The sequence below is a fragment of the Streptomyces sp. NPDC037401 genome (assembly GCF_055602345.1).
Genome location: NZ_JBVJWO010000003.1, coordinates 176197 through 198885 on the forward strand (window position 1 = coordinate 176197; position 22689 = coordinate 198885).

At 73.0% G+C, this 22689-nt stretch carries 16 protein-coding genes and 1 riboswitch; of the genes, 13 read left to right on the forward strand and 3 right to left on the reverse strand.

Annotated elements, in window-relative coordinates; all coding sequences use genetic code 11:
• Positions 1–7: 7 nt before the first annotated feature.
• Positions 8–1351 carry a glutamate-1-semialdehyde 2,1-aminomutase gene (locus ACZ7H1_RS03710; protein ID WP_470783403.1) on the forward strand — a complete coding sequence of 448 codons (1344 nt, stop codon included), beginning with the start codon at positions 8–10 and terminating at the stop codon, positions 1349–1351.
• 42 nt (positions 1352–1393) lie between these two features.
• On the opposite strand, the gene ACZ7H1_RS03715 is transcribed toward ACZ7H1_RS03710, so the two are convergent.
• The gene (locus ACZ7H1_RS03715; protein WP_470783405.1) at positions 1394–2053 is read right to left on the reverse strand and encodes a phosphatase PAP2 family protein; all 660 of its coding nucleotides are present in this window, start codon (positions 2051–2053) and stop codon (positions 1394–1396) included.
• 548 nt (positions 2054–2601) lie between these two features.
• Between ACZ7H1_RS03715 and ACZ7H1_RS03720 the strand changes: the two genes are divergently transcribed.
• Positions 2602–5964 carry a S8 family serine peptidase gene (locus ACZ7H1_RS03720; RefSeq protein ID WP_470783406.1) on the forward strand — a complete coding sequence of 1121 codons (3363 nt, stop codon included), beginning with the start codon at positions 2602–2604 and terminating at the stop codon, positions 5962–5964.
• 75 nt (positions 5965–6039) lie between these two features.
• Here ACZ7H1_RS03720 and ACZ7H1_RS03725 read toward each other — a convergent pair whose 3' ends face one another.
• Positions 6040–7083 (reverse strand): LuxR C-terminal-related transcriptional regulator, encoded by a 1044-nt coding sequence (locus ACZ7H1_RS03725; RefSeq protein WP_470783408.1) that lies wholly within the window; start codon positions 7081–7083, stop codon positions 6040–6042.
• A gap of 293 nt (positions 7084–7376) precedes the next feature.
• On the opposite strand from ACZ7H1_RS03725, the gene ACZ7H1_RS03730 reads away from it, so the two are divergent.
• From ACZ7H1_RS03730 to ACZ7H1_RS03775, 10 genes are all read left to right on the forward strand, one after another.
• Positions 7377–8318 (forward strand): hypothetical protein, encoded by a 942-nt coding sequence (locus ACZ7H1_RS03730; protein WP_470783410.1) that lies wholly within the window; start codon positions 7377–7379, stop codon positions 8316–8318.
• A gap of 78 nt (positions 8319–8396) precedes the next feature.
• A complete protein-coding gene (locus ACZ7H1_RS03735; RefSeq protein WP_470783412.1) occupies positions 8397–8798 on the forward strand; it encodes a peptidase inhibitor family I36 protein in 402 nt (133 codons plus the stop codon).
• Between the two features lie 577 nt (positions 8799–9375).
• Positions 9376–10689 carry a phenylacetate--CoA ligase family protein gene (locus tag ACZ7H1_RS03740; RefSeq protein ID WP_470783413.1) on the forward strand — a complete coding sequence of 438 codons (1314 nt, stop codon included), beginning with the start codon at positions 9376–9378 and terminating at the stop codon, positions 10687–10689.
• The gene (locus ACZ7H1_RS03745) at positions 10686–12035 is read left to right on the forward strand and encodes an MFS transporter (RefSeq protein ID WP_470783415.1); all 1350 of its coding nucleotides are present in this window, start codon (positions 10686–10688) and stop codon (positions 12033–12035) included. Before ACZ7H1_RS03740 ends, ACZ7H1_RS03745 begins: the two co-directional genes overlap by 4 nt.
• On the forward strand, positions 12032–13174 hold the full coding sequence (locus tag ACZ7H1_RS03750) for a GNAT family N-acetyltransferase (RefSeq protein WP_470783417.1): 1143 nt from the start codon (positions 12032–12034) through the stop codon (positions 13172–13174). The genes ACZ7H1_RS03745 and ACZ7H1_RS03750 overlap by 4 nt, the downstream gene beginning before the upstream one ends.
• On the forward strand, positions 13171–14319 hold the full coding sequence (locus tag ACZ7H1_RS03755; protein ID WP_470783418.1) for a LuxE/PaaK family acyltransferase: 1149 nt from the start codon (positions 13171–13173) through the stop codon (positions 14317–14319). Before ACZ7H1_RS03750 ends, ACZ7H1_RS03755 begins: the two co-directional genes overlap by 4 nt.
• Positions 14320–14324: 5 nt before the next feature.
• On the forward strand, positions 14325–16913 hold the full coding sequence (locus ACZ7H1_RS03760; RefSeq protein ID WP_470783578.1) for an acyl-CoA reductase: 2589 nt from the start codon (positions 14325–14327) through the stop codon (positions 16911–16913).
• A gap of 356 nt (positions 16914–17269) precedes the next feature.
• Positions 17270–18946, forward strand: a complete 1677-nt coding sequence (locus ACZ7H1_RS03765; protein ID WP_470783420.1) for an NAD(P)/FAD-dependent oxidoreductase — start codon at positions 17270–17272, stop codon at positions 18944–18946.
• Positions 18943–20460 carry an ATP-binding protein gene (locus ACZ7H1_RS03770; protein ID WP_470783421.1) on the forward strand — a complete coding sequence of 506 codons (1518 nt, stop codon included), beginning with the start codon at positions 18943–18945 and terminating at the stop codon, positions 20458–20460. Before ACZ7H1_RS03765 ends, ACZ7H1_RS03770 begins: the two co-directional genes overlap by 4 nt.
• Positions 20457–20810, forward strand: a complete 354-nt coding sequence (locus ACZ7H1_RS03775; protein WP_470783423.1) for a UBP-type zinc finger domain-containing protein — start codon at positions 20457–20459, stop codon at positions 20808–20810. The genes ACZ7H1_RS03770 and ACZ7H1_RS03775 overlap by 4 nt, the downstream gene beginning before the upstream one ends.
• Before the next feature lie 62 nt (positions 20811–20872).
• On the opposite strand, the gene ACZ7H1_RS03780 is transcribed toward ACZ7H1_RS03775, so the two are convergent.
• A complete protein-coding gene (locus ACZ7H1_RS03780) occupies positions 20873–21523 on the reverse strand; it encodes a DUF4360 domain-containing protein (protein WP_470783424.1) in 651 nt (216 codons plus the stop codon).
• A 398-nt stretch (positions 21524–21921) separates the two neighbouring features.
• A riboswitch (cobalamin riboswitch) is annotated at positions 21922–22154 on the forward strand.
• Positions 22155–22222: 68 nt separating this feature from the next.
• Between ACZ7H1_RS03780 and ACZ7H1_RS03785 the strand changes: the two genes are divergently transcribed.
• A complete protein-coding gene (locus ACZ7H1_RS03785; protein WP_470783426.1) occupies positions 22223–22444 on the forward strand; it encodes a hypothetical protein in 222 nt (73 codons plus the stop codon).
• The last annotated feature ends 245 nt before the right edge of the window (positions 22445–22689 follow it).

A 22689-nucleotide genomic window follows, 5' to 3' on the forward strand; every position in this document is an offset into this window, starting at 1 on the left:
AGCCGGCGTGGACGACGAAAAGACCGAAGAGACCGAAGAGTTCCTCCTGCCCCGGTCGCGGACGGCGAACGAGCGGCTGCACGCCATGATCCCCGGGGGGGCGCACACGTACGCCAAGGGCGACGACCAGTACCCCGAGAACCTGGCCCCGGTCATCAGCCACGGCCGCGGTGCCCACGTGTGGGACGTCGACGGCAACCGCTACGTCGAGTACGGCTCCGGCCTGCGGTCGGTCAGCCTCGGCCACGCCCATCCGCGCGTGCTCGAGGCGGTACGGCGGGAACTCGACCGCGGCAGCAACTTCGTCCGGCCGTCGATCGTGGAGGTCGAGGCCGCGGAACGCTTCCTGGCCACGGTGCCAACCGCCGAGATGGTGAAGTTCGCGAAGAACGGCTCCGACGTCACCACCGCCGCGGTGCGCCTCGCCCGCGCCGTCACCGGGCGCCCGCGGGTGGCCATCTGCGGCGACCATCCGTTCTTCTCCGTCGACGACTGGTTCATCGGCACCACTCCGATGTCCGCGGGCATTCCGGCGGCGACCACCGAGCTCACCGTGGCGTTCCCGTACGGGGACCTGGCCGCCACGGAGGAGCTGCTCACCCGGTACCGGCACGAGGTCGCCTGCCTGATCCTCGAACCCGCCGGGCGCACCGAGCCGCCGCCGGGGTACCTGTCCGGCCTGCGCGAGCTGGCCGACCGGCACGGCTGCGTACTGATCTTCGATGAGATGATCACCGGCTTCCGCTGGTCCGAGGCGGGCGCCCAGGGCCTGTACGGCGTCGTCCCCGACCTCTCGACGTTCGGCAAGGCGCTGGGCAACGGGTTCGCCGTCTCCGCGCTGGCCGGGCGCCGCGAACTGATGGAGTGGGGCGGGCTGCGGCACTCCGGCGACCGGGTGTTCCTGCTGTCCACCACCCACGGTGCGGAAACACACTCGCTGGCCGCCGCGATGGCCGTGCAGACCGCGTATGCCGAAGAGGGCATCACCGCGCGGCTGCACGCCCTCGGCGAGCGGCTGGCCGCCGGTGTCCGCGAGGCCGCGGCCGGCATGGGCGTCGGCGACCACATCACCGTCCAGGGCCGGGCCAGCAACCTGGTCTTCGCCACCCTCGACCAGAACCGGCGGCCGTCTCAGGAGTACCGCACCCTGTTCCTGCGCCGGCTCCTGGCGGGCGGGGTGCTGGCCCCGTCGTTCGTGGTGAGCAACGCGCTCGACGAAGCCGACATCGACCTCACCGTCGACGTGGTGGCCCAGGCGTGTGCGGTGTACCGGAAGGCGCTGGACGCCGCCGACCCCACCCCCTGGCTGGCCGGACGGCCGGTGAAGCCCGTATTCCGCCGCTTGGCGTGACGTGGTGCGACGCAATGTGACGTGATGTGACATGACGTGACGTCAGAGACGCTGCTTCCGGCCGGCGTCGGCCGTCCGGTCGACCAGCCACGCGGTCGCCGGTGTCACCGCCAGCGCGGTGCACCAGCCGCCGAGGACGTCGGTCGGGTAGTGCGCGCCCAGGGCGACCTGCGCCCAGCCCATGGCGGCGCCGGCAACGAGCGCCGCGGCGAGCACGAGCAGCGTGCCGGCCGTCCTGCCGAGGCCGGGGCGGCCGGCCGCGAGCAGCGCCATCACGAGGGCGAGCGCGGTGAGGAAGGCGGTGTGCCCGCTCGGGTAGGACAGGTTGTCGCCGTTGATGGTTCGTCCCACCAGGTACTTGAGCAGCGTCGTCGTCCCCACGGTCAGGCCGGTGCCGGCAGCGACGAGCAGCGCTGCGCGAGGAAGCCGGAGCAGCAGGCAGCCCGCCACGGCGGCCAGGACCAGGATCGCCGCTCCGGCGGGCTCCCCCAGGAAGTCCGTGGCCAGGGCGACTTGCCGCCACGGCGGCGGCCGCACACCGCCCACCGCCGACTGGATCCACGCGTCCGTCCGGCCGGGCCGGCTGTGGCCGGCGTACAGGACGCCGAGCGCGACGACCACCAGCGCGGCGAGGGCCGCGAACAGCCCGAGCCACGCGCGCAGCGACGGGGGCAGTACCGCGTGCGCCGGCCGCCCGGTCACCCGCCCACCCCGTCCCTGTCTGCTGCGTACGCCGCGTACGCCGTGTGTGCCGTGTCCGCCGTGTACGCCGTGTCCGACCCACCGTCCAGCGACCACAACTGCCCCCGTTTGTCACCCTAACCAACCCGGTCGCGGCCCACCACGCGATTGCCGGGAGCGGCGCCCTGCGCGTTCCTGCCGGTTTCTCCGGCCGGGTGCGGATACGGCCAACTTGAGGGGCGCGCTCCGCGCGCAGGGTTTCCGGTCGGTGAAAAGTGCGCGAGGCCTGTCCTGGAAGGCGATCCGGGAGGCCGCTGCGCGCCGGTGTCGCACGGTCATCGCGCCGCTGTCACGCAACCGTCATGGTGCGATCGTCGCCCCATCAAACTCGGCTGTCTCAGCGTGACTTGAAATCATGTGCCTCGCTCCCCCACGCCCAGAGCGCTGTTGATCACGTCCCCCCGGCCTCACATACTGCGCTGACCGGCGACGGCGGCGCTGTTGCGTCCCTGGCCGGAAATGACCAAACGACCTCATCCCAAGCTCCTGGGGGAGACTTGCGCCCACATGTGAAGAGTGCACGCGCCTTCACCATCGCAGCCGCCACATCGGTGGCCCTCGTGGCAGGCATGACCGGCCCCGCGACGGCGATCGCTGCGAACACGACGACGACCACACCGAACACCCCACGCCTCGACGGCAACCAGCGGATCCGGCTCATCACGGGCGACCGCGTGGTGGTCGGCGCCGAGGGCCAGGTGGTGGGCTTCGAGTCCGCCAAGGGCCGTGAGCGCATACCCGTGCACGTGCAGCGCACCGAGGACCACACGCTGGTGGTGCCCGCGGACGCGCAGCGCCTGATCGCCGCCGGCAAGCTGGACCAGCGGCTCTTCGACGTCAAGGAGCTGGCCGACCCGCTGCTGCGCAAGAGCCATGGTGACGGGCTCAAGCTGATCGTGCAGTACGTCGCGGGCGCCAGTGCCGCGCGGGCCGAGGTGCGTTCCGCCGGTGACACCCGGGTGCGGCGCACGTTCCCCACCCTCAACGCCGACGCCATCCGTACGTCGCAGGACGACGCGGCCAGAGTGTGGGAGGCACTGACCGACCCGCAGAAGGGCGGCATGCGCGCCACCGCCTCCGGCATCGGCAAGGTGTGGCTGGACGGGGTGCGCAGGGCGAGCCTGGACCGCAGCGTCCGCCAGATCGGCGCCGACAAGGCGTGGCGGGCCGGGTACGACGGCAAGGGCGTCAAGATCGCCGTCCTCGACACCGGCGTCGACAAGACCCACGACGACCTGAAGACGCAGGTCGTCGGTGAGAAGAACTTCTCCAGCTCCCCCGACACCGCGGACCGTGTCGGACACGGCACGCACGTCGCCTCGATCGCCGCCGGTACGGGCGCCAGGTCCGGCGGCAGGTACAAGGGCGTCGCCCCCGGCGCCAAGGTCATCAGCGGCAAGGTGCTGGGTGACAACGGGTTCGGGGACGACTCCGGCATCATCGCGGGCATGGAGTGGGCCGCCGCCCAGGGCGCGGACGTGGTCAACCTCAGCCTCGGCAGCCCGGACTCCCCCGGCGTCGACCCGCTGGAGGCGACGGTCGACAAGCTGTCGGCCGAGAAGGGCATCCTGTTCGCCATCGCGGCGGGCAACGAGGGCGAGGGCGGCGACTCGACGGTGGGCTCGCCGGGCAGCGCGGACGCCGCGCTGACCGTCGGCGCCGTCGACAAGGACGACAAGCTGGCGCCGTTCTCCAGCATCGGCCCGCGCACCGGTGACGGCGCCGTCAAGCCGGACGTGACCGCGCCCGGCGTCGCCATCGCCGCGGCCGCCGCCCCCGGCAGCGCGCTCGACATCCGCCCCGGCACTGTGCACCCGGCCCCCGGCTACCTGCAGATCGACGGCACGTCCATGGCCACGCCGCACGTGGCGGGCGCGGCGGCGATCCTGAAGCAGCAGCATCCGGGCTGGAAGGCCGCCGAGCTCAAGGGCGCGCTGACCGGGTCCGCCAAGGGCGGCAACTACACCGCCTTCCAGCAGGGCTCGGGCCGCATCCAGGTCGACAAGGCGCTCGCCCAGAAGGTGATCGCCGATCCGGTCTCGCTGAGCTTCGGTGTCGCGCAGTGGCCGCACGCCGACGACCGGCCCCTCACCAGGAAGGTCGGCTACCGCAACCTCGGCACCAGCGACGTCACCCTCAACCTGTCGGTGTCCACGCTGGACCCGGCGGGCAAGCCGGCACCGGCCGGGTTCTTCAAGCTCGGCGCCGCCAAGGTGACCGTGCCCGCCGGCGGCAGGGCCGAAGTGAACCTGACCGCCGACACCAGGATCGGCGCCGCCGACGGCACCTACTCGGGCTACGTCACCGCCACCGGCGCGGGCCAGTCCGTCCGTACGGCCGCGACGGCCGTGCGCGAGGCGGAGTCCTACGACCTCACGCTCAGGACCATCGGCCGCGACGGCACCGACGCCCGGAACTTCGCCATGACCCTGACGGGCGTCGGCGGCCCCGGCAAGGGCTTCCAGGCCCGCATCGACAGCGAGCCGGGCTCGCACAGGATCCGGGTGCCGAAGGGCTCGTACACGTTCGACACGGCCGTGTACCAGGACCCGTCGGACCTCGCCAAGGGCACCGACTGGATCTCCCAGCCGAAGCTGGACGTCGCCCGCGACACCAAGGTCACCGCCGACGCCCGCACCACCAAGCCGGTGGACATCACCGTGCCCGGCATCGCCAAGGCGGACTTCGGGGGCGCGTACTACGAGCGTGCGACCGAGATCGGCCGCGTCGGCAACGGCTGGGTCCTGTCCGGATTCACCAACTTCCGTACCGCTCACCTGGGTCCGGCCGTCACCGACGGCTCGCTCCTGCAGACCTGGGACGCGCACTTCCTCAAGGGCGCCACGGCCCAGTACTCGGTGGCCTTCGGCGGCAAGACGCAGAAGCTCGCGACCGGTTACACCAAGCACGTGAAGGCGGGCGGGCTGGCGACGCTCAAGGTCGCCGTCGGTGCCTCCGCTCCCGGGAAGACCGCGCTCACCTCCCCGTTCGCCCACCTGCCGGGGGCGCCGGAGGGCAACGGCTTCTCGGCACCGCAGGCGACCCCCAGTACGCGCACCTTCTACGTCTCCACTGCCGACGGCGTCAAGTGGCAGACGAAGTCGGATCAGTTCGGCAAGCCCGACGCGTCGGGCCACCCCGTCTTCGACGCCGCCTACGAGACGGCCGCGCCGAAGCGCTACGAGGCCGGCAAGGCCTACCGGGAGACGTTCAACACGGGTGTCTTCGGCCCGCTCCTGGGCAAGAAGTCGGGCGTCTTCCGCACCGCTCCCGACCCGGCCACGGGCGAGCAGCAGCTCGTCGGCGCCGTGCCGCTGTTCTCCGACGGCCAGGGCCACCCGGGCCTCTCGGCGTACACCTCGGCCACGTCGACGCTGTACCGCAATGGCGTCAAGGTCGGCGAGAACGACGACCCGCTGAGCGGCTGGAAGCCCTTCACGGTCGGCTCCGGCGACGCCGAATACCGGCTGACGACCTCCGTCAAGCGCTCGGCGCAGGCCTCCGCGGTCTCCACCCGCATCGACACCAGCTTCACGTTCCGCTCCCAGCAGGTCGCAGCCACCACGGCGCTGCCGGTGTCCACGGTCCGCTTCGCGGTCCCCGTCGACCTCACCTCCCGCGCCCCGGCCGGCGAGACGGTCCAGGTCCCGGTGACCGTGCAGGGTTCGGCGGCCGGAAGCAACCTCAAGTCGCTCGCGGTGTCCGTGAGTTACGACAACGGGCAGACCTGGAAGCTCGTCAAGGTCCGGAACGGCAAGATCTCCGTGAAGAACCCGGCGAAGGGCAAGAGCGTCTCGTTCTCCGCCAAGGTCACGGACAAGCAGGGCAACCAGTCGGCGCTGAAGATCCACAACGCGTACCACGGCAAGTGACCTTGCCCGTGTGACGGTCTCCGCGTGACGACGACGTGCCGGAAGGCGTTCAAGGACGCTTTCCGGCACGGTCGTTCACCGCCGTCCCGCGGGCGCGCGGAGCCAGCCGCGCGCGCCCATGGGACGGCGGTTCTCGATGTCGGGCTGGTAGTGCCCGAAGTACAGGAGCCGGACGAGTCTGCCCCGGCTGTTCGCCCCGGTCTTGTCGAAGACCTTCTTCAGGTGGTCCCTGACGGTGTGCGGGGAGACCCTCAGCCGGGTGGCGATCTCCGCGTCGGACAGGCCGTAGACGACCAGCTGGGCGACGTCCTGTTCCCGCGAGGTGAGGTCGTACGCCGTCATCAGGAGCCCGATGGTGTGCTCGGGACGCCCGGCCTCGATGATGACGGCGACCCGCCCGTCCGTGTCCATCCGGGTGGCGGTGAGCGAGACCCGTCCCCCGCTCCGGTCACGTAGGTGCACGCGGACGTCGCCCGTCGTCCGGGCCCGGGTCCACGCGTGCAGGACCGGCTGCGGCAGCCGGCCGGATCCCGGGCCGGCACCCTCCAACCGGTCGAGCCACAGCCGTCCGGACGGACTGACCGCGCCCGTGCCGCCGTCCGGCTCGAAGGTGAGCAGCCCCGGTGCGGAGAGGTCCTGCGCATCCGCGGTGGCGGCGTCGTGGCGCAGGTACCCGCGGCGCAGTGCCTCGGCGACGGGCGGCGCGAGCGATGACAGGGCTGCGAGCTCCACCGGGCCGAACGGCGGCCGGTCTCCGCCCCGGTGCAGCACCAGCGCGCCCCACACCGTGCCCCGGCTGTGCAGGACCACGCGCATCTCGTCGCCCATGCCCGTCGGGCGGTAGACGTCCCGGTACCGCGCGCTGCTGTGCGGGGACTGGAGGGTGGCCTGCCACAGGCCCGCGGTGAGACGGCCGGACCCGACCAGGTGCGGGAACTGGTTCACGTCCTCTTCCCCGTACTCGATCTCCAGGAGCCGGGGGAGGTGGGAATGCGGTACGCCGCCGTCGTGGAGGCCTCCGGTGTGCAGGAGCGTGCCCGGGTCGAGGGTCAGTCCGCACACCCCGTCCGCCGGGACGACCGCGCGGACGATGGGGTTGAGCCGGCTGAACAGGGTCATCGGATCCGGCAGTTCCCTGCACAGCCTCTCGATGCTCGTTCGGGCTCTGCCCAGCTCGGCAGGGCCGGCCAGGCCTGTGTTCGATCGGGTCACGCGCCTCTGTTACCGCACGGCGGCACCCGGCGAAACCCCAACTTCCGGGGATGGAGCGCTACCGGACACGGGAACTAGCTTCGTTTCCGCACCTCGCCCGCCGCACCGGCGGGCGCAGCCCTGGGGGCGGGCGCCGGCACCGGCCCCGACCTGCGCCTGCAGGGCACGGCCCGGTGCCGCGGCGACCACGGTGAGGGGGGATGAGCATGTCCGGAAAGCGGCGCGCTCGCAGGAGACCGGCGTTCCTGCCGGCCGGGTTCGCGGCAGCCTCGGCGGCCGCGGCGCTGGCGGCGGGCGGACTCGGCTGCACGGCGGCGGACGGCACCCCTGCCGTCGCTGCGCCGCCGGCGCCGACCGCGGCGCAGTGGGACACGCTGGAGCACGCGGAGCTGGTGCTCATCGGGTCGTGCATGGAGGGCAGGGGCTTCCGGTACACCGTGACACCGCCCGCCGCGCGGCTTCCCGGCGGGGCGGACTTCCCGTACGGGATCGACGACGCGGAGTACGCCGCGAAGCACGGATTCGGCACGGATCTGGACCGGGAGGCGGCCGACGGCGCCGCGAAGGACCCGAACCGCAGCTACTACCTGGGGCTCGGCAGCTCGCGCCGGGCCGTCTACTCCCGCGAGCTGACGGGCGCCGCGGGGCGGCGGATCACGGTGACCCTCCCCAGCGGCCTGCGGATCGCGACGAACGACAGCGGGTGCCTGGCCGAGGCCCGGCGAAAGCTGTACGGGGACTACCCGGCCTGGTTCGAGGCGGTGCGGACCGCCGAGAACCTGAAGTCGGTGTACCGGTCCAAGGTCCTCGACGACCCCGTCTACGGTGCGGCGGTGCGGCGCTGGTCGGCGTGCATGGCCGGCCGGGACTGGAAGGTCCGGGACCCCGGGGAACTGCGCCGCCAGGCCTCTGCCGCAGCGAGTGACGCCCCCACCGGCCAGGAGCTGGCGCGCGAACGGGCCGCCGCGGCGGACGAGGCGGCGTGCGCCCGCTCGACCGGTCTGGTGGCCACGGCCACGCGCGTCGAGAAGCCGTACCGCGCGCAGCTGGAGCGGACGCACGGCGAGGTGATCCGTACCCGCGACCGGCTGGCGGCCGCCGCGCTGCCACGGGCCCGGCAGCTGGTCGCCGGCCTGCGCTGATTCCCTGCCCCCGCACATCAAGCCTCCGCGCCCGGCACCGGGCGCGGTGAACCGACGCGTCCACAGGAGGACTGCGCCATGCGATCCAAGATCATCGGCTTATTCTTCGCCCTCGTTGCGACCTTGGGCCTCGGGCTGGCGACCGCGTCCCCGGCCGCGGCCGGCACCGGCGCCTGCGCGGGCGGGAACTTCTGCGCCTGGTACTACGCCGGCTACGAGGGCCCCAATGCCGCGTGGGCCGGCAACGACTCCGACTGGTCGAACAACTACCTGTCCAACGGAGCGAGCATCAACAACAACGACATGTCGTGGCGCAACAACGGCACGCCGTGCGGCAACTGCGACCACGTCCGCATCTACGACGGCGCCAACTACACCGGCTCGCTCATCGCCTGCCTGCACTTCGGCGACGAGGGCTGGTACCCGAACGCCAACCCCGCCAACCGGGGCTCGTCCCACCGCTGGGGCGGGGAGTGCTGACCCGCCCGTGACACCGCTGCGGCTCCCGTTCCCCCACGCGGGAGCCGCAGCGGTGACGCTGCGAGCCGCGGTGGTCCGGGCTGTACGGGGGTCAGCCCGGACACCGCACCCTCGGCAGCGCCGGGTCTGGTGGGGCACGGGGGGCGGGCAGCGGCCCGGACGGTGAAGGCGATGACGACGCCGGTGACCAGATGCGGGTTGGCGAGCAGCCGGGGCGGCAGGAGCGGGTCCGGGCTGCGTCGCTCGACGACGGCGAAGGCTCCGGTCAGTAAGACCCTGTAGAGTCCGCCCCCGCCGACCCCGTCGACACGGACGCGCCTCACTGCGCGCGTTCGGCCGGCGGCCCGGATCCAGAAATTCTGCGGGATGCAGCCGAGCTGGCCGGAAATCCTTGCCCGATTTGGTAACCGGCACACTGATGTTTCATCATCGTGACAGCGCGTCACTTCCATACGCGCGTCGAGGAGGCGGGGGTGCCGGGGGGTCCCCCGTTCACACCGGCCGAGCCCGCAGGCGAATTCTCTCGCCGCGTCCCGCCGTGGCTCCCGTCCCGTTCCCGTCATCTAGGCAAAGGCCCATGTCCGCCCAGCAGCTCTCGGACCTCATACGTTTCGCCCGTCACAACTCACCCTTCTACCAGGAGCTTTACGCGTCCCTGCCGCCGGACGCCGACCGCCTCACCGACCTGCCGGTGGTCGACCAGCAAGCGTTCTGGGCGGCCAACACCCTGCACGACAACCGCGTGCTGACCGGCCCGCTCAGCGAGGCCACGGTCTACAAGACCGGCGGCACCACCGGGTCCCCCAAGTTCTCCGTCTACACCCGCGACGAGTGGCGCACGTTCGTCACCTCCTTCGGCCAGGGACTCGTGGACGCGGGTCTGCGCCCGGGTCACCGCGTCGCCGACCTCTTCTACGCCGGGGAGCTGTACGCCAGCTTCCTCTTCGTCCTCGACTCGCTCGCCCACGCGCCCGTGGACAACGTCCGCCTGCCCATCGGCGGCGGCGCGCCGCTGGAGTCGACGATCCCCACGCTGCGCGATCTCGCCGCGGAGGTGGTGGCCGGCACGCCCACCACCCTGTGCCGGCTCGCCGAGCACGTCGTATCGTCCGGTGTCCGGCTCGACTCGGTCGAGTTGCTCCTGTTCGGCGGCGAGGCGCTCTTCGACGACCAGCGGCGCCTGCTGACGACGGCGTTCCCGGGCGCCGAGGCCCGTTCCGTCGGATACGCCAGCGTCGACGCCGGTCTGCTCGGCCGCCCCGTACCCGGCTCGGACGCACGGGTGCACCGGGCGTTCACCCCGTACTCGATCGTCGAGATCCTCGACGACACCACCGACGAGCCCGTCACCGAACCCGGGCGGCCCGGCCGGGTGGTCGTCACCAGCCTCTTCCGGCGCCTCATGCCGGTCATCCGCTACCCCGCGGGCGACCGGGCCGAGTGGACCGGCACCGGGCCCGGACACTTCCGGATCCTGGGCCGCGCCGAGGAGGGCGTACGGGTGGGCCCCGTCTCCCTCTACACCCAGGACGCCCAGGACGCCGTGGCCACGGCGGACACCGCAGGGCGCGTGGTCGGCATGCAGCTCGTCGTACGCCGCTGGGAGGGCCGCGACGGGCTCGTCCTGCGGCTGGCAACGGCCCCCGGTGACCGGGCTCCGGGTGACGCGGCCTGCGGTGACGCGGCCTCCGGCGCGTTCTCGCGCTGCCTGGACGCGCTGGCCACGGCCGTGGTCACGGAGCTGGAGACCGTACGGCCGCTGTATCCGGACAGCGTGCGCGCCGGATTCGTGCACCCGCTGTCCGTGGAGTGGGTGCAGCACCGCGACCTCGCCGTCAACCCGCGCTCGGGCAAGCTCATCCGGGTCCTCGACGAGAGGCCGACCGCATGACCGCCTCACCCGTGGCCGTGGAGGAGACCGGGGCAGGGACAGGCGCCGGAACCGGCGGCCGCCGCGCTCCGCTGGTCCTGCGCAACCGCGCCTTCGGCGCCGTGTGGCTCGGCCAGGTCCTCACCCAGGCCGCCGTCCGCATGTTCCAGGTCGGCGTGTCCTGGTGGATCGTCGCCCACGCGGTGCACGACGCAGCCGGTCTGGCCTCCGGGCTGTTCATGGCGGCCTGCACGCTGCCCGCCGTCGCGCTGGCGCCCGTCGTGGCCCGCGCCGTCGCCCGGTTCGCGCACCGTTCGGTGCTGCGCACCGCCGCCGCCCTGGCGGGGGGCACCTCGGCCGCCCTCGCGCTGTGGGCGTACGGGGGTGGCCTGCCGCTCGCCACCGTGTACGCCGCAGGTCTCGCCCTGGCGACCTGCCAGGCGTTCTTCGATCCCTGCCTGACCACCTCGGTGCCCGAACTCGTCGACGACGCCGACATCGAGACGGCCACCGGCTTCGAACTGTCCACCCAGTCCCTGGCCGGCCTCGGCGGGGCGCTGCTCGGCGCCCTCACCGTCGACCGGGCCGGCGTGGCCGGGCTGGCCGCCGGGTGCGCGGCCGCCTACCTCGGCGCCGCCCTCCTCGTCGCGAGCGCCCGCTTCCGCACCGCCGGGGCCGGGGCCGGTGCCACCGCCGCAGCCACTGCCACCGCCGGGACCGCCGAACCGGCGGCCGCCGCGCCCCAGCGGCGCACGCTGCGCCGCATCCTCGGCGAACTGCCCTACGTACGGCGGATCCTGGTCTGCTTCACCGCGGCGAACCTCTTCACCGCCGCCGTGTTCGTCGTCATCCCCCTCTACACCCGCTCGGTCCTCCGGGGCGGTGGCGGCACCGTCGCCCTGCTGGAGGCCTCGCTGGGCGCCGGCGCGCTCGTGGGCGCCTTCACCGGCACCCGCGTACCGGGACGGCCCACGGTCGCCGGTGCCTGGTGCCTGGCCCTGATGGCCCTCGCCCTGGCGGTGCCCGGACTGATCGCGCACCGCTTCGTCATCGCGGGCTGCCTGGCCGTGGCCGGCTGGTGTGCCGGAGCGGTCAGCGTCCGCTTCGTGGCCCTCTTCCAGCGGCTGGTGCCGACGGCGGACAAGCCCGGCTTCTTCGCCGTGATGCAGGCCGTACTGGGCGCCTCCCTGCCGGTGGCGTCCGTGGTGTTCGGCACCGCCGGCGACTTCCTCTCGCCCCGGACCCTGTGCCTGGTGCAGGGCGTCGGCCTGCTCCCCGCCGCCGTCGCCCTGGCCCTGCTCGGGTCGGCTCCGCCGCCCCCGGCGGATGCGGGCCGGGACGCGCAGCCCGCCGGAGGCGAGCGGTGAACCCCGTCATCACCCCGGCCGACTGCGCGGACATCGCCGAACTGCGCCAGCTGTACTACGCCGTCTACGGGCCGCACTACCCCGTGGCCCTGGGCACCGACCCGGCCGAGATGGCCCGGCTCATCGAGGACCCGCACTCCCTGTGGCTCGTCGGCCGCTGCTCCGGCACCGGGGCGCTGACCGCCTCCGCCGCCATCCACGGCGAGGCGGGCAGCCGCATCGGCCGCCTGGAGGGCATCGCCGTGCACCCGGGGCACCGCTCGGCGGGCCTGGCCGCCGCCCTGACCGGGGCGCTGTGCGCCGGGATGCTGGACACGGGGCGGCTGGACTCGGTGTACGCGACCGTGCGCACCGTCAGCGCCGGCCCGCAGCGCGTCGTCGCGCGCAACGGCTTCCGCCCGCTGGGCATCCTGCCCAACGCCGTGGATCTCCGCAGCCGCGAAAGCCTTGCGCTCTACGCGCGTCACTCCGCCGGTGTGCTCGATCGCCGGATCCCCGTCGTCGAAGTGCCCGCCCCGCTGCTGCCGTTGCTGCGCACCGCCGAGGCCGCGCTCGGCATCGGCTGGCCCGGGGTCCGGGCCGCGTGCCCGCTCCCGGCGCCCGCGCCGCAAGGGGCCTCCGAACGGCTGGAGATGATCGAGGCACCGGCGTTCGTCCGCCGCCGCTTCCGCGAGCGGTTCCCCGGAGCCGAGGGCTGGTTCTACCCGCTGCACACGCCGAACGTCCTGCTCACGCCCGAGGACGGCCGGTTCGAGGTCTACGCCTACCTCAACCGCGCCGGAGGGTACTGCTCCCTGCTGACCGCCCACCCCGATCCGGCCGCCGCGGCCGCGTACCTCGAACCCGTCACCCGGGCCCTGGCCCGCGCGGGCGCCGGCTACGTCGAGGCCCTGGTGCCGCTCGCGCACCAGGAGGCCCTCTCGGCCTTCCTCTCCCAGGGGTTCGTCGCGGGGGCCGTCTACCCGGCGATGCGCGCGGACCGCGACGGCTTCCACGACTACGCCGTCCTGTCCCGTTCCGGCGAGCGGATCGACTTCCGCGGCGTCGCCGTCGAACCGCCCCTCCAGCCCTACCTGGACTGCTACGTGTCGGCCTGGGCGTCGACCCACCTGCCCACATCACCCGAGGTTGTCTCATGAACCCCCATCTGGCGCCGGTCGCCGTACCGGACCCGGCACTCCTGCCGCACGTACAACAGCTGTGCGACCTGACCGATCCGTACGCCTTCGGGCCCGCGGAGGACGCGCTCTTCGCCGCCGCCATGGCGGAGACGAACGCCTGGCACACCGAGCGCTCCGCGTTCTTCCGCTCCCTGTACGAGGCCACTCCCCCGGCCGTGCCGTACCGCGCGCCGCTCGTCCACGCGAACTTCTTCAAGCGGCACGAGGTGCTCTCCGTCCCGCGCGAGGACGTCGAGCTGCACCTGACCTCCTCCGGCACCACCGGCCAGAAGTCGCAGATGTTCTTCGACCACTGGACCATCCGCTCCGCCCAGCGCATGGTCGCCCGGATCTTCGAGCGCAACGGCTGGATCACCCCCGGCCAGGAGGTCAACTACCTCCTGTACAGCTACGAGCCGGCCCCCGCCCTGAACCTCGGGACGGCCTTCACCGACAACTACCTGTGCGATTTCGCCCCGGCGCGCAGCGTCGAGTACGCGCTGCGCAACACCGGCGGCGACCACGAGTTCGACCCCTTCGGCTGCATCGCCGCACTGCGCCGCTTCGAGCGGGAGGACGCCCCGGTCCGCATCCTCGGCTTCCCTGCCTTCCTCTTCTTCACCCTGGAGCGGATGCGGGCCATGGGACTGCCTCCGCTGCGCCTGCCCGAGGGGTCCCTCGTCGTCCTCGGCGGCGGCTGGAAGGGGCACGCCGACCGGCGCATCGGCAAGGAGGAGCTGTACGCGCGCGTCACCGAGCAGCTCGGCATCCCCGGTGAGCGGATCCGGGACACCTTCGGGTCGGTGGAGCACTGCATCCCGTACATCGAGTGCGACCACCACCGGCTCCACGCCCCCGTGTGGTCCCGGGTGACGATCCGCTCCACGCGCACGCTCGAGCCCCTGCCCTACGGGGAGCCGGGCTACCTGCACCTCGTGTCGCCGTACATCACCTCGGTGCCGGCGCAGAGCGTGGTCATGGGCGACCTCGCCTCCCTCCAGCCGGGCGACGCCTGCGCCTGCGAGCTGGAGACCCCCTGGTTCACCGTCCACGGCCGTGCCGGGGTGAGCCGCAACCGCAGCTGCGCGGTGGCCGCAGCGGAACTGATGAAGGGCATGGCGTGACCGTGATGACGGAGACCGAGGCCGCGTACGACGAGCACGGCAGTGGCGACGGCGACGCGCACCACTACTGGCAGGGCGCCTTCATCGGCGACGAGGAGGCCGGGCGCCGCCTCGCCGGCCTGCCGGCCGCCGTCGAGGCAGCACTGTCCACGGTGCTGGAGACCGAGACCGTCCTGGCCGCCTGCGACGCCCTCGCCGGCGTCCTGCGCGATCCGGCCCACCCGGTCCGTGCCCGGCTCGCCGCACACCTGCCCGAGGGCGAGGATCCGGCCGTCCTGGCCGAGCTCGGCGGCCTCCTCGGCCGGCGGGAGCTGACCCGCAAGCTGCGCCGCGAACTCGGCAGCGCCACTCCCGGCCGGCTGAACCGGGCGGACCCGCGCGAGACGGTGTACGAAGCGTGGGCGCCCGTCGGCCTGGTCGCCCACATCGCGCCCGGCAACGCCGCGACGGTCGCGCCGCTGAGCATCGTCGAAGGCCTGCTCGCCGGAAACGTCAACATCCTCAAGACCAGCAGCGCCGACACCCTCCTGACCCAGCACCTGATGGCCGAGCTCGCGGCCCTGGACCCCAGTGGCGCCCTGGCCGCGCGGGTCGTCGTCCTGCGCTTCCCCTCCTCCCGGCAGGAGTGGCTGCGCCTGATGTGCGCGCCGGCGGACGCCGTCGCCGTGTGGGGCGGGGAGGGCGCCGTCGAAGGGGTCGCAGCCCATGTGCCGGCCGGCTGCCGGCTGGTGGAGTGGGGGCACCGGATCTCCTTCGCGTACCTGACGGCCGACGCCTGGTCGGACGCCGGGACGCTCGACGCCCTCGCGGACGACGTGTGCCTGTACGAGCAGCAGGCGTGTTCCAGCCCCCAGGTGGTGTACCTCGACACCGAGGACGAGGACGAGGTGTTCGCCTTCGCGGAGCGGTTCGCCGCGGTCCTCGCGGCCCGGCCGCCGGCCGTGGCCGCCGCTTCGGCGGACGAGCCGGATCCCGCCGCGGACGCCGAGCTGACCACCACCGAGCTGGTGGCCCGGCTCGAGGAACACCTGGGCCTGACCCGGGTGTTCTCCGCACGCGGCGGATCGTGGCGGGATTCGTGGCGGGTCATGGCCGACACCCGGTCCCCGCTCACCGCCTCGCCGCTGCACCGCAGCGTGTGGGTCAAGCCGCTGCCCCGCAAGCAGCTGATCGCCACGCTGCGCCCGATGCGCCGCTATCTGCAGACGGCGGGGCTGGCGGGCAGCCGGACCGACATCGCCGAGCTCTCCCGCACCGCCCTGGCCGCGGGCGTCACCCGCGTCACGCCGGTCGGCGCCATGCTGGACAGCTACGCGGGCGAGCCGCACGACGGCGTCTACGCCCTGCAGCGCTACAGCCGCCGCGTCGCGGTCCAGGCCGACCCGGCCCGCTTCGCGACCACGGCCTGCCTGGACGACCTGGCCCGGCCCGGGCCCCTGCCCCAGCCCGCAGGCCCGCTGGTGGGCAAGGAGGACGTGCAGGAGCCGGCCCGGCAGCTGGCACGGGCGGACGCCGAGCTGTACTTCCGCAGCGGCGGCAGCACCGGCGCACCGGCGCTGTCGGTCTTCAGCTACGACGACTACGACGCCCAGATGCACGCCGCCGCCCGCGGCCTGCTCGCCGCCGGCTACGACCCGGTCGGCGACCGCACCGCCAACCTCTTCTACTGCGGCGCCATGTACGGCAGCTTCATCAGCTTCTTCTCCGTGCTGGAACGGCTCGGCGGGGTGCAGCTGCCGCTGTCCGCGGGGCCGGACCACCGCGCCACCGCGCAGGCGCTGATCGACCACGGGGCCGACACCCTCTTCGGCATGCCCTCCTACCTGTGGCAGCTGCTGCACGCGGAGGAGGAAGCCCTGCGCGCGTACGGAGGCCTGCGCAAGGTCTTCTACGGCGGCGAGCACTTCACGCAGGAGCAGCAGCGCACCCTGAGGACGCGGTTCGGCATCGAGGCCGTCCGCTCGATCACCTACGGCAGCACCGACCTCGGCCCGCTGGGCTACCAGTGCACCGAGAGCACCGGCAGCGTCCACCACCTGCACGCGGACCTCCACACGATGGAGATCCTGGACCTGGCCGAGGACCGCCCGGTGGCCCCGGGCGAGACGGGCCGGCTGGTCTTCACCACGCACGCCCGGCGCGGCCAGCACCTGGGGCGGTACGTGATAGGCGACCTCGGCCGGGAAGTCCCGGGCCGCTGCCCCTGCGGCCGGCACGCGCCCCGCTTCGAGCTGAAGGGGCGCACCGGTGACGTGATGCGGGTGGCGACGTACTTCCTCCACCACCGCCGCTTCCTGGCACTGGCCGAGGAGCAGGGCGGCCACCGCGGCGAGCTGCAGATCCGGCTCGACGGCACGGACGCGCGCGAGCGGCTGACCGTACGGGTGGAGCAGGGCGGGGCCGGGGCCACGGACCCGGAGCGGCTGCGGGAGGTCTTCCTGTCGGGCTACCCGGAGCTCCGCTCGGCGGTGGCGGAACAGCTGCTGGACCTGGTGGTCGACGCGGTCGACGGCGCGTCGCTGGACCGCAGCCCGACCAGCGGCAAGCTCCTCGCGGTGGTGGACGCACGCCGCGGGGAAACGGGCCGCGGCTAGGCGGCGGGCTGCGCGTCCGTCGGCCCCGGTCCGCTTAACGGGGACAACGGACGGACGGGGGAAGGGGTGTCGGGGTGCCTTCGGAGTGTCCCTCCCCCCGGTGTCGGAGCGGTCGTTCCCGATCGAAAACACGAGGGGGGAAACGGGGCGGGGGGGGGGCGGGGTTTTCCCCTTCCTCCCCCCCCCCCCCCCGCCCCGGCCCCGACGCACGGCCGGGGCAGGGGGTGCCGGGGTGCCGTCGGAGTGCACCTGCCCCGGGTGCCGGAGCGGTCGTGCCCGATCGAACATACGATGGGCGGGAGCCGGCTCGGGCAGCTCGCCGTGCCGGCCGTCCGGAGCACGCAGGGCGGAGCAGCATGGCACAGGCCACCGACGCAGCGCGGACCGTCATCCTGACGGTGGACGACGACCCGGGAGTCTCCCGCGCCATCGCCCGCGACCTGCGGCGCCGCTACGGCGGCGGGTACCGGATCGTGCGCGCCGAGTCCGGCGAGTCCGCGCTGGAGGCACTGCACGAGCTCAAGCTGCGCGGCGATCTGGTGGCCGTGGTCCTGGCCGACTTCCGCATGCCGCAGATGAACGGCATCGAGTTCCTGGAACAGGCCATAGGCGTGTACCCGGGGGCGCGGCGCGTGCTGCTGACGGCGTACGCCGACACCAACGCGGCCATCGACGCGATCAACGTCGTCGACCTCGATCACTACCTGCTCAAGCCGTGGGACCCGCCGGAGGAGAAGCTCTACCCGGTCGTGGACGACCTGCTCGCCGCCTGGCGCTCGAGCGACTACCGGCCGGTACCCGCCACCAAGGTGGTCGGCCACCGCTGGTCGGCGCGCTCCTCGCAGGTGCGGGAGTTCCTGGCCCGCAACCAGGTGCCGTACCGCTGGTACTCCTCCGACGAGCCCGAGGGGCTGCGGCTTCTGGAGGCGGCCGGGGCCGACGCACAGCGGCTCCCCGTGGTGGTCACGCCGGACTGCACCGTGCTGATCGAGCCGGAGGCGACCGACCTGGCCGCCCACGTGGGGCTCGCGACGACACCGACCGCAGAGTTCTACGACCTCGTCGTGATCGGCGGCGGCCCGGCCGGGCTCGGCGCGGCCGTGTACGGGGCCTCCGAGGGGCTGCGTACCGTACTGGTCGAGCGGTCGGCGACCGGCGGGCAGGCCGGGCAGAGCTCCCGCATCGAGAACTACCTCGGGTTTCCGGACGGCGTCTCGGGCGCCCAGCTCACGGAACGCGCCCGCCGCCAGGCCGGCCGGTTCGGCGCCGAGATCCTCACCGCGCGCGAGGTGACGGGGCTGGAGGTCAGCGGCCCGGCGCGCGTCGTGCGCTTCTCCGACGGCTCGTCGGTCGCTGCGCACAGCGTCATCCTGGCGACCGGCGTGTCGTACCGGCAGCTCCAGGCGCCGGGCTGCGAGGACCTGACCGGCCGCGGGGTGTACTACGGCTCCTCGCTCACCGAGGCGTCCTCCTGCCAGGGGCAGGACGTGTACATCGTGGGCGGCGCCAACTCCGCGGGCCAGGCGGCGGTCTTCCTGGCTCGGGGGGCGAAGTCGGTGACGCTGCTGGTCCGCGGGGCGTCCCTGGCCGCGTCGATGTCTCACTACCTGATCCAGCAGATCGAGGAGGCGCCGAACGTCTCGGTGCGGACCCGGACGCTCGTCGAGGCGGCGCACGGCGACGACCACCTGGAGCGGCTCGCGCTGCGGGACGTGGACAGCGGCGCGACCGAACTCGTCGACGCGCAGTGGATGTTCGTCTTCATCGGTGCGGCCCCGCTGACGGACTGGCTGGACGGCACGGTGCTGCGCGACGAACTCGGCTTCATCCTGGCCGGCCCGGACCTGACGCCGGACGGTCGGCCGCCGGCCGAGTGGGAGCTGGACCGGCCGCCCTACCACCTGGAGACCAATATCCCCGGCGTGTTCGTGGCGGGCGACGCGCGTGCCCGGTCCGCGAAACGCGTCGCCTCCGCCGTCGGGGAGGGGGCCATGGCCGTGATGCTCGTCCACCGGTACCTGGAGCAGTCATGAACGTGCAGGTCATGCCCTGCAGTCCGCAGGAGATCGGCTCGCTGTTCCTGTTCGAGAAGCTCACCCCGGAGCAGCTCGGGCGGCTGTGCGGCGAGGGCCGGGTGGAGCGGTTCGAGACCGGTCCGGTCTACACCGAGGGCGAACCGGCCACGTGCTTCTACGTGATGATCGAGGGCACCGTGGTGCTGTCCCGCCGGGTCGGCGGCGACGACGTGGAGGTGAGCCGGACGTCGCAGCGCGGGGTGTACGCGGGTGCCATGCAGGCCTATCTGGGCGAGCGGGTGCCGCAGACGTACAACAACTCGATGCGGGTGACCGAGCCGACGCGGTTCTTCGTGCTGCCGGCGCAGTCGTTCTCGGACTTCATGCAGGAGTGGTTCCCGATGGCCGCCCACCTGCTGGAGGGGCTCTTCTTCGGTGCGAAGAACACCCAGCGGGCCGTCGGCCAGCGGGAGCGGCTGCTGGCGCTCGGATCGTTGTCCGCCGGCCTCACGCACGAGCTCAACAACCCGGCCGCGGCGGCCGTCCGGGCCACCGCGACGCTGCGGGAACGGGTCGGCAAGATGCGGCACAAGCTGGCCGTCATCGCCCAGGGGAACTACTCCCGCGAGGCGATCGCCGACCTCATCGAGATCCAGGAGCGCACCGTGGAACGCGTCGCGAAGGCGACGGCGTTGAGCCCTCTGGAGGCGTCCGACCGCGAGGACGAGCTCGCCGACTGGCTCGACGACCACGGCATCCCGGAGGGCTGGAGGGTCGCACCGACCTTCGTCCAGGCCGGGCTGGACACGGACTGGCTGGAGCAGGTCGCGGCGGCCGTGGCCGAGGACATCCTGCCGGCGGCCGTGGGCTGGCTCAACTACACGGTCGAGACCGAGCTGCTGATGGACGAGATCGACGACTCCACCACCCGCATCTCCCACCTCGTGGACGCGGCCAAGCAGTACTCGCAGCTCGACCGCGCCCCGCACCGGGCCGTCGACGTCCACGAACTCCTCGACAGCACGCTCCTGATGCTGTCCGGAAAGATCGGTTCCCGGGTGCGGGTGGTCAAGGACTACGACCGCTCCCTTCCCGACGTGCCCGCCTATCCGGCGGAGCTCAACCAGGTGTGGACCAACCTCATCGACAACGCCGTCTTCGCCATCGGGAGCACCGGGCGCGACGGCACGCTGACGGTCCGCACGGCCAGGGAGGGCGACCGGCTGCTGGTGGAGTTCCGCGACACCGGGCCCGGCGTCCCCGAGGACATCCGCGACCGCATCTTCGACCCCTTCTTCACCACCAAGCCGGTCGGCGAGGGCACCGGGCTCGGCCTGGACATCTCCTGGCGGATCGTGGTCGACAAGCACCACGGCAGCCTCCACGTCGAGTCCCTGCCGGGCGACACGCGCTTCCAGGTGCTGCTGCCGCTGACCGCCCCGGAGACCGGGACCGGAGCGGATCCGCAGACCGGGACCGGGACCGAGACCGAGACCGCGCGTACGACCCAGACCGCCGAGGAGCCCGCATGACCGAGATCAACGGGATCGACCCGAACATCCCGCCCAGCGGCACGGGCTGCGGGGAGTGCGACGCGGTGGGCGGCTGGTGGTTCCACCTGCGGCGCTGCGCCGAGTGCGGCCACATCGGCTGCTGCGACTCCTCGCCGGCCCAGCACGCCACCGCCCACTGGAAGTCCACCGGGCATCCCCTGGTGCAGAGCTTCGAGCCGGGCGAGGAGTGGTACTGGAACTACGCCACCGACGCCCTGTACAAGTCCGGCCCGGAACTGGCCCCGCCGGCCGGCCACCCGGCCGACCAGCCGGCCCCGGGACCGGCCGGCCGCGTCCCGCAGGACTGGCAGAACCTGCTCCACGGCTGAAAGGGCCGGGCGGGGACCCGTGTTGTCCCCGCCCGGCGCTCACTCGCCCGGCTCTGTCCGGCTCAGCTCTGGCGGCACTCCTTCCACGCGAGGTGGTAGACCGTGCTGATGTTGCCGTCGGTGGAGTCCATGGTCATGTAGCTGGTCGCGCCGGGGGCCGACGTCCCCTTGTTCACGCGGAGTTCGGTGTTGATGTTGAAGTTGCGCTGCACACCGCAGGGCGCCCACACGAGCTGCGCCCAGTCGGTCTCGTCGGTCGCCTGCCAGTTGTCGTCGTACGGTCCCCCGAAGTCGTGCGAGCGGTACGCCGTCTGCGGCGAGCCCTGGAAGTAGTACGAGGCCTTCTCGATGCCGGTCGCACCCGGCGCGAGCGAGGCGTAACCGCGGTAGTCGGCGCTGGCGATGGCGTAGGTGAAGCCGTGCGGGACGTGGACGACCAGGCTCAGCTGGCAGTTCCGGCGTGCCGCCGTGGGCGGTGCGCCGCCGCCGGTCTGGACGATGTACTGGCTGTAGGTGACGGTGAACGCGGTGTTGTCCTCCGACACCGCGAGGGCGGTGGTGTCCTTCGGACACCCGGATCCGTTGACCGTCGCGACCTCGATCACGATCCGGTCCGGCGGCGGGTCGACGATGCCCGAAGGGCTGTGCTGCGCGGGCAGGGCGGCGGTGAGCAGGGCGCCGATCGCGCCGCTCACCAGGAATCCACCGGCCATGATTTCTCCCATCCGTTGCTTCGGTACCGGGCGGCACGCGGGGACGTGCGGCGCAGCGGGGGTGGGGGGAAACGGCCGGCGGAGGCTGTGAGGAAGGGGCTGCGGGAATCCTAGGGAGGCCGGGCCCGGGCGGGCAGGCCCGGTCCGGCCAAAGCCGTCAGGAGGGCGGTGACCCGACCGCTCCGGCCGGAGCAGACGGGCGGGCGGCGGGGTCCCCGCGCGAGAGCGCCGGTCAGCGCACGGGCCCGTCCGGCCGGGCGCACGGATCGCGGAGGCGCCCGTGGCCGTCGGAGCGGAGGCCGAATGCGCCACCCCGTGCCGAAGGCAGGGGGAACCGCCGTACGCGCCCTGCCCGGGCGGTGCGCTGCGGGGCCCGGTGAGGCCTGCCTGCCTCGCAGGTAGGCTGTGCGCGCAGCTGGTTCGCCCCGTCCGCCAGGCGGGATGCGTCGCAAGAGGGAACCCGGTGGGAATCCGGGACTGCCCCGCAGCGGTGAGCGGGAACGACCGCCGTCATACGCACTGGGACCGGAACCGGTCCTGGGAAGCGACGGCCAGTAGGTGCCCGCCGGGAGAGAACGGCCCGGCAGGCGTGCCCGCGAGTCCGAAGACCTGCCACTGCCCGCAGGCCGAAAGGCCATGCGGGGTCCCGGAGAACACACTCCGGGGCCTTTCCGCCGCAACTCGCGAAGGAGAGTTGACGTGGCCGACCCGACCGTCATCACCGCAGGACGCGTTCCGAGGTTTCCGGGCGACTCCCGGGTGACGCTCGCCCCCGTCATGAGCGAGCACGACACGAACCCGTACGGCACGAACCCGTACGGCACGAACCCGTACGGCACGAACCCGTACGGCACGAACCCGTGCGGCACGAACCCGTGCGGCACGATCCGCGGCGGCGTGCCCGGGCCGACCGCCGCGTAGGCGACGGGCCGGCACACCGGCCCGTGCAACCCCCCTGCCCTCCCCGGCCGTTGCTGCTTTCGTGGCCGGGCGGGGACGCCGCCCCGCTGCCCCACGGGCCGTAGCGCGATCCGTCGCGCGCGACCCCGTGCGCCCCTGTGAGCCCTCCCCCTCCGCATCGCGGCTTATTGCGGGTTGCATGCAGTTGCCACTAGTTTGCGGCAGCGGTGGCAGGAGGGCGTACCGGACTGGCCGGATTCCCACGG

What these genes read in the sequence shown, in the direction of transcription:
- ACZ7H1_RS03780 (WP_470783424.1), bottom strand. Translation starts at nt 21,523, where the DNA reads ATGGCCGGTGGATTCCTGGTGAGCGGCGCGATCGGCGCCCTGCTCACC.
- ACZ7H1_RS03730 (WP_470783410.1), top strand. Translation starts at nt 7,377, where the DNA reads ATGAGCATGTCCGGAAAGCGGCGCGCTCGCAGGAGACCGGCGTTCCTG.
- ACZ7H1_RS03765 (WP_470783420.1), top strand. Translation starts at nt 17,270, where the DNA reads ATGGCACAGGCCACCGACGCAGCGCGGACCGTCATCCTGACGGTGGAC.
- ACZ7H1_RS03740 (WP_470783413.1), top strand. Translation starts at nt 9,376, where the DNA reads ATGTCCGCCCAGCAGCTCTCGGACCTCATACGTTTCGCCCGTCACAAC.
- ACZ7H1_RS03735 (WP_470783412.1), top strand. Translation starts at nt 8,397, where the DNA reads ATGCGATCCAAGATCATCGGCTTATTCTTCGCCCTCGTTGCGACCTTG.
- ACZ7H1_RS03755 (WP_470783418.1), top strand. Translation starts at nt 13,171, where the DNA reads ATGAACCCCCATCTGGCGCCGGTCGCCGTACCGGACCCGGCACTCCTG.
- ACZ7H1_RS03745 (WP_470783415.1), top strand. Translation starts at nt 10,686, where the DNA reads ATGACCGCCTCACCCGTGGCCGTGGAGGAGACCGGGGCAGGGACAGGC.
- ACZ7H1_RS03760 (WP_470783578.1), top strand. Translation starts at nt 14,325, where the DNA reads ATGACGGAGACCGAGGCCGCGTACGACGAGCACGGCAGTGGCGACGGC.
- ACZ7H1_RS03775 (WP_470783423.1), top strand. Translation starts at nt 20,457, where the DNA reads ATGACCGAGATCAACGGGATCGACCCGAACATCCCGCCCAGCGGCACG.
- ACZ7H1_RS03725 (WP_470783408.1), bottom strand. Translation starts at nt 7,083, where the DNA reads ATGACCCTGTTCAGCCGGCTCAACCCCATCGTCCGCGCGGTCGTCCCG.
- ACZ7H1_RS03770 (WP_470783421.1), top strand. Translation starts at nt 18,943, where the DNA reads ATGAACGTGCAGGTCATGCCCTGCAGTCCGCAGGAGATCGGCTCGCTG.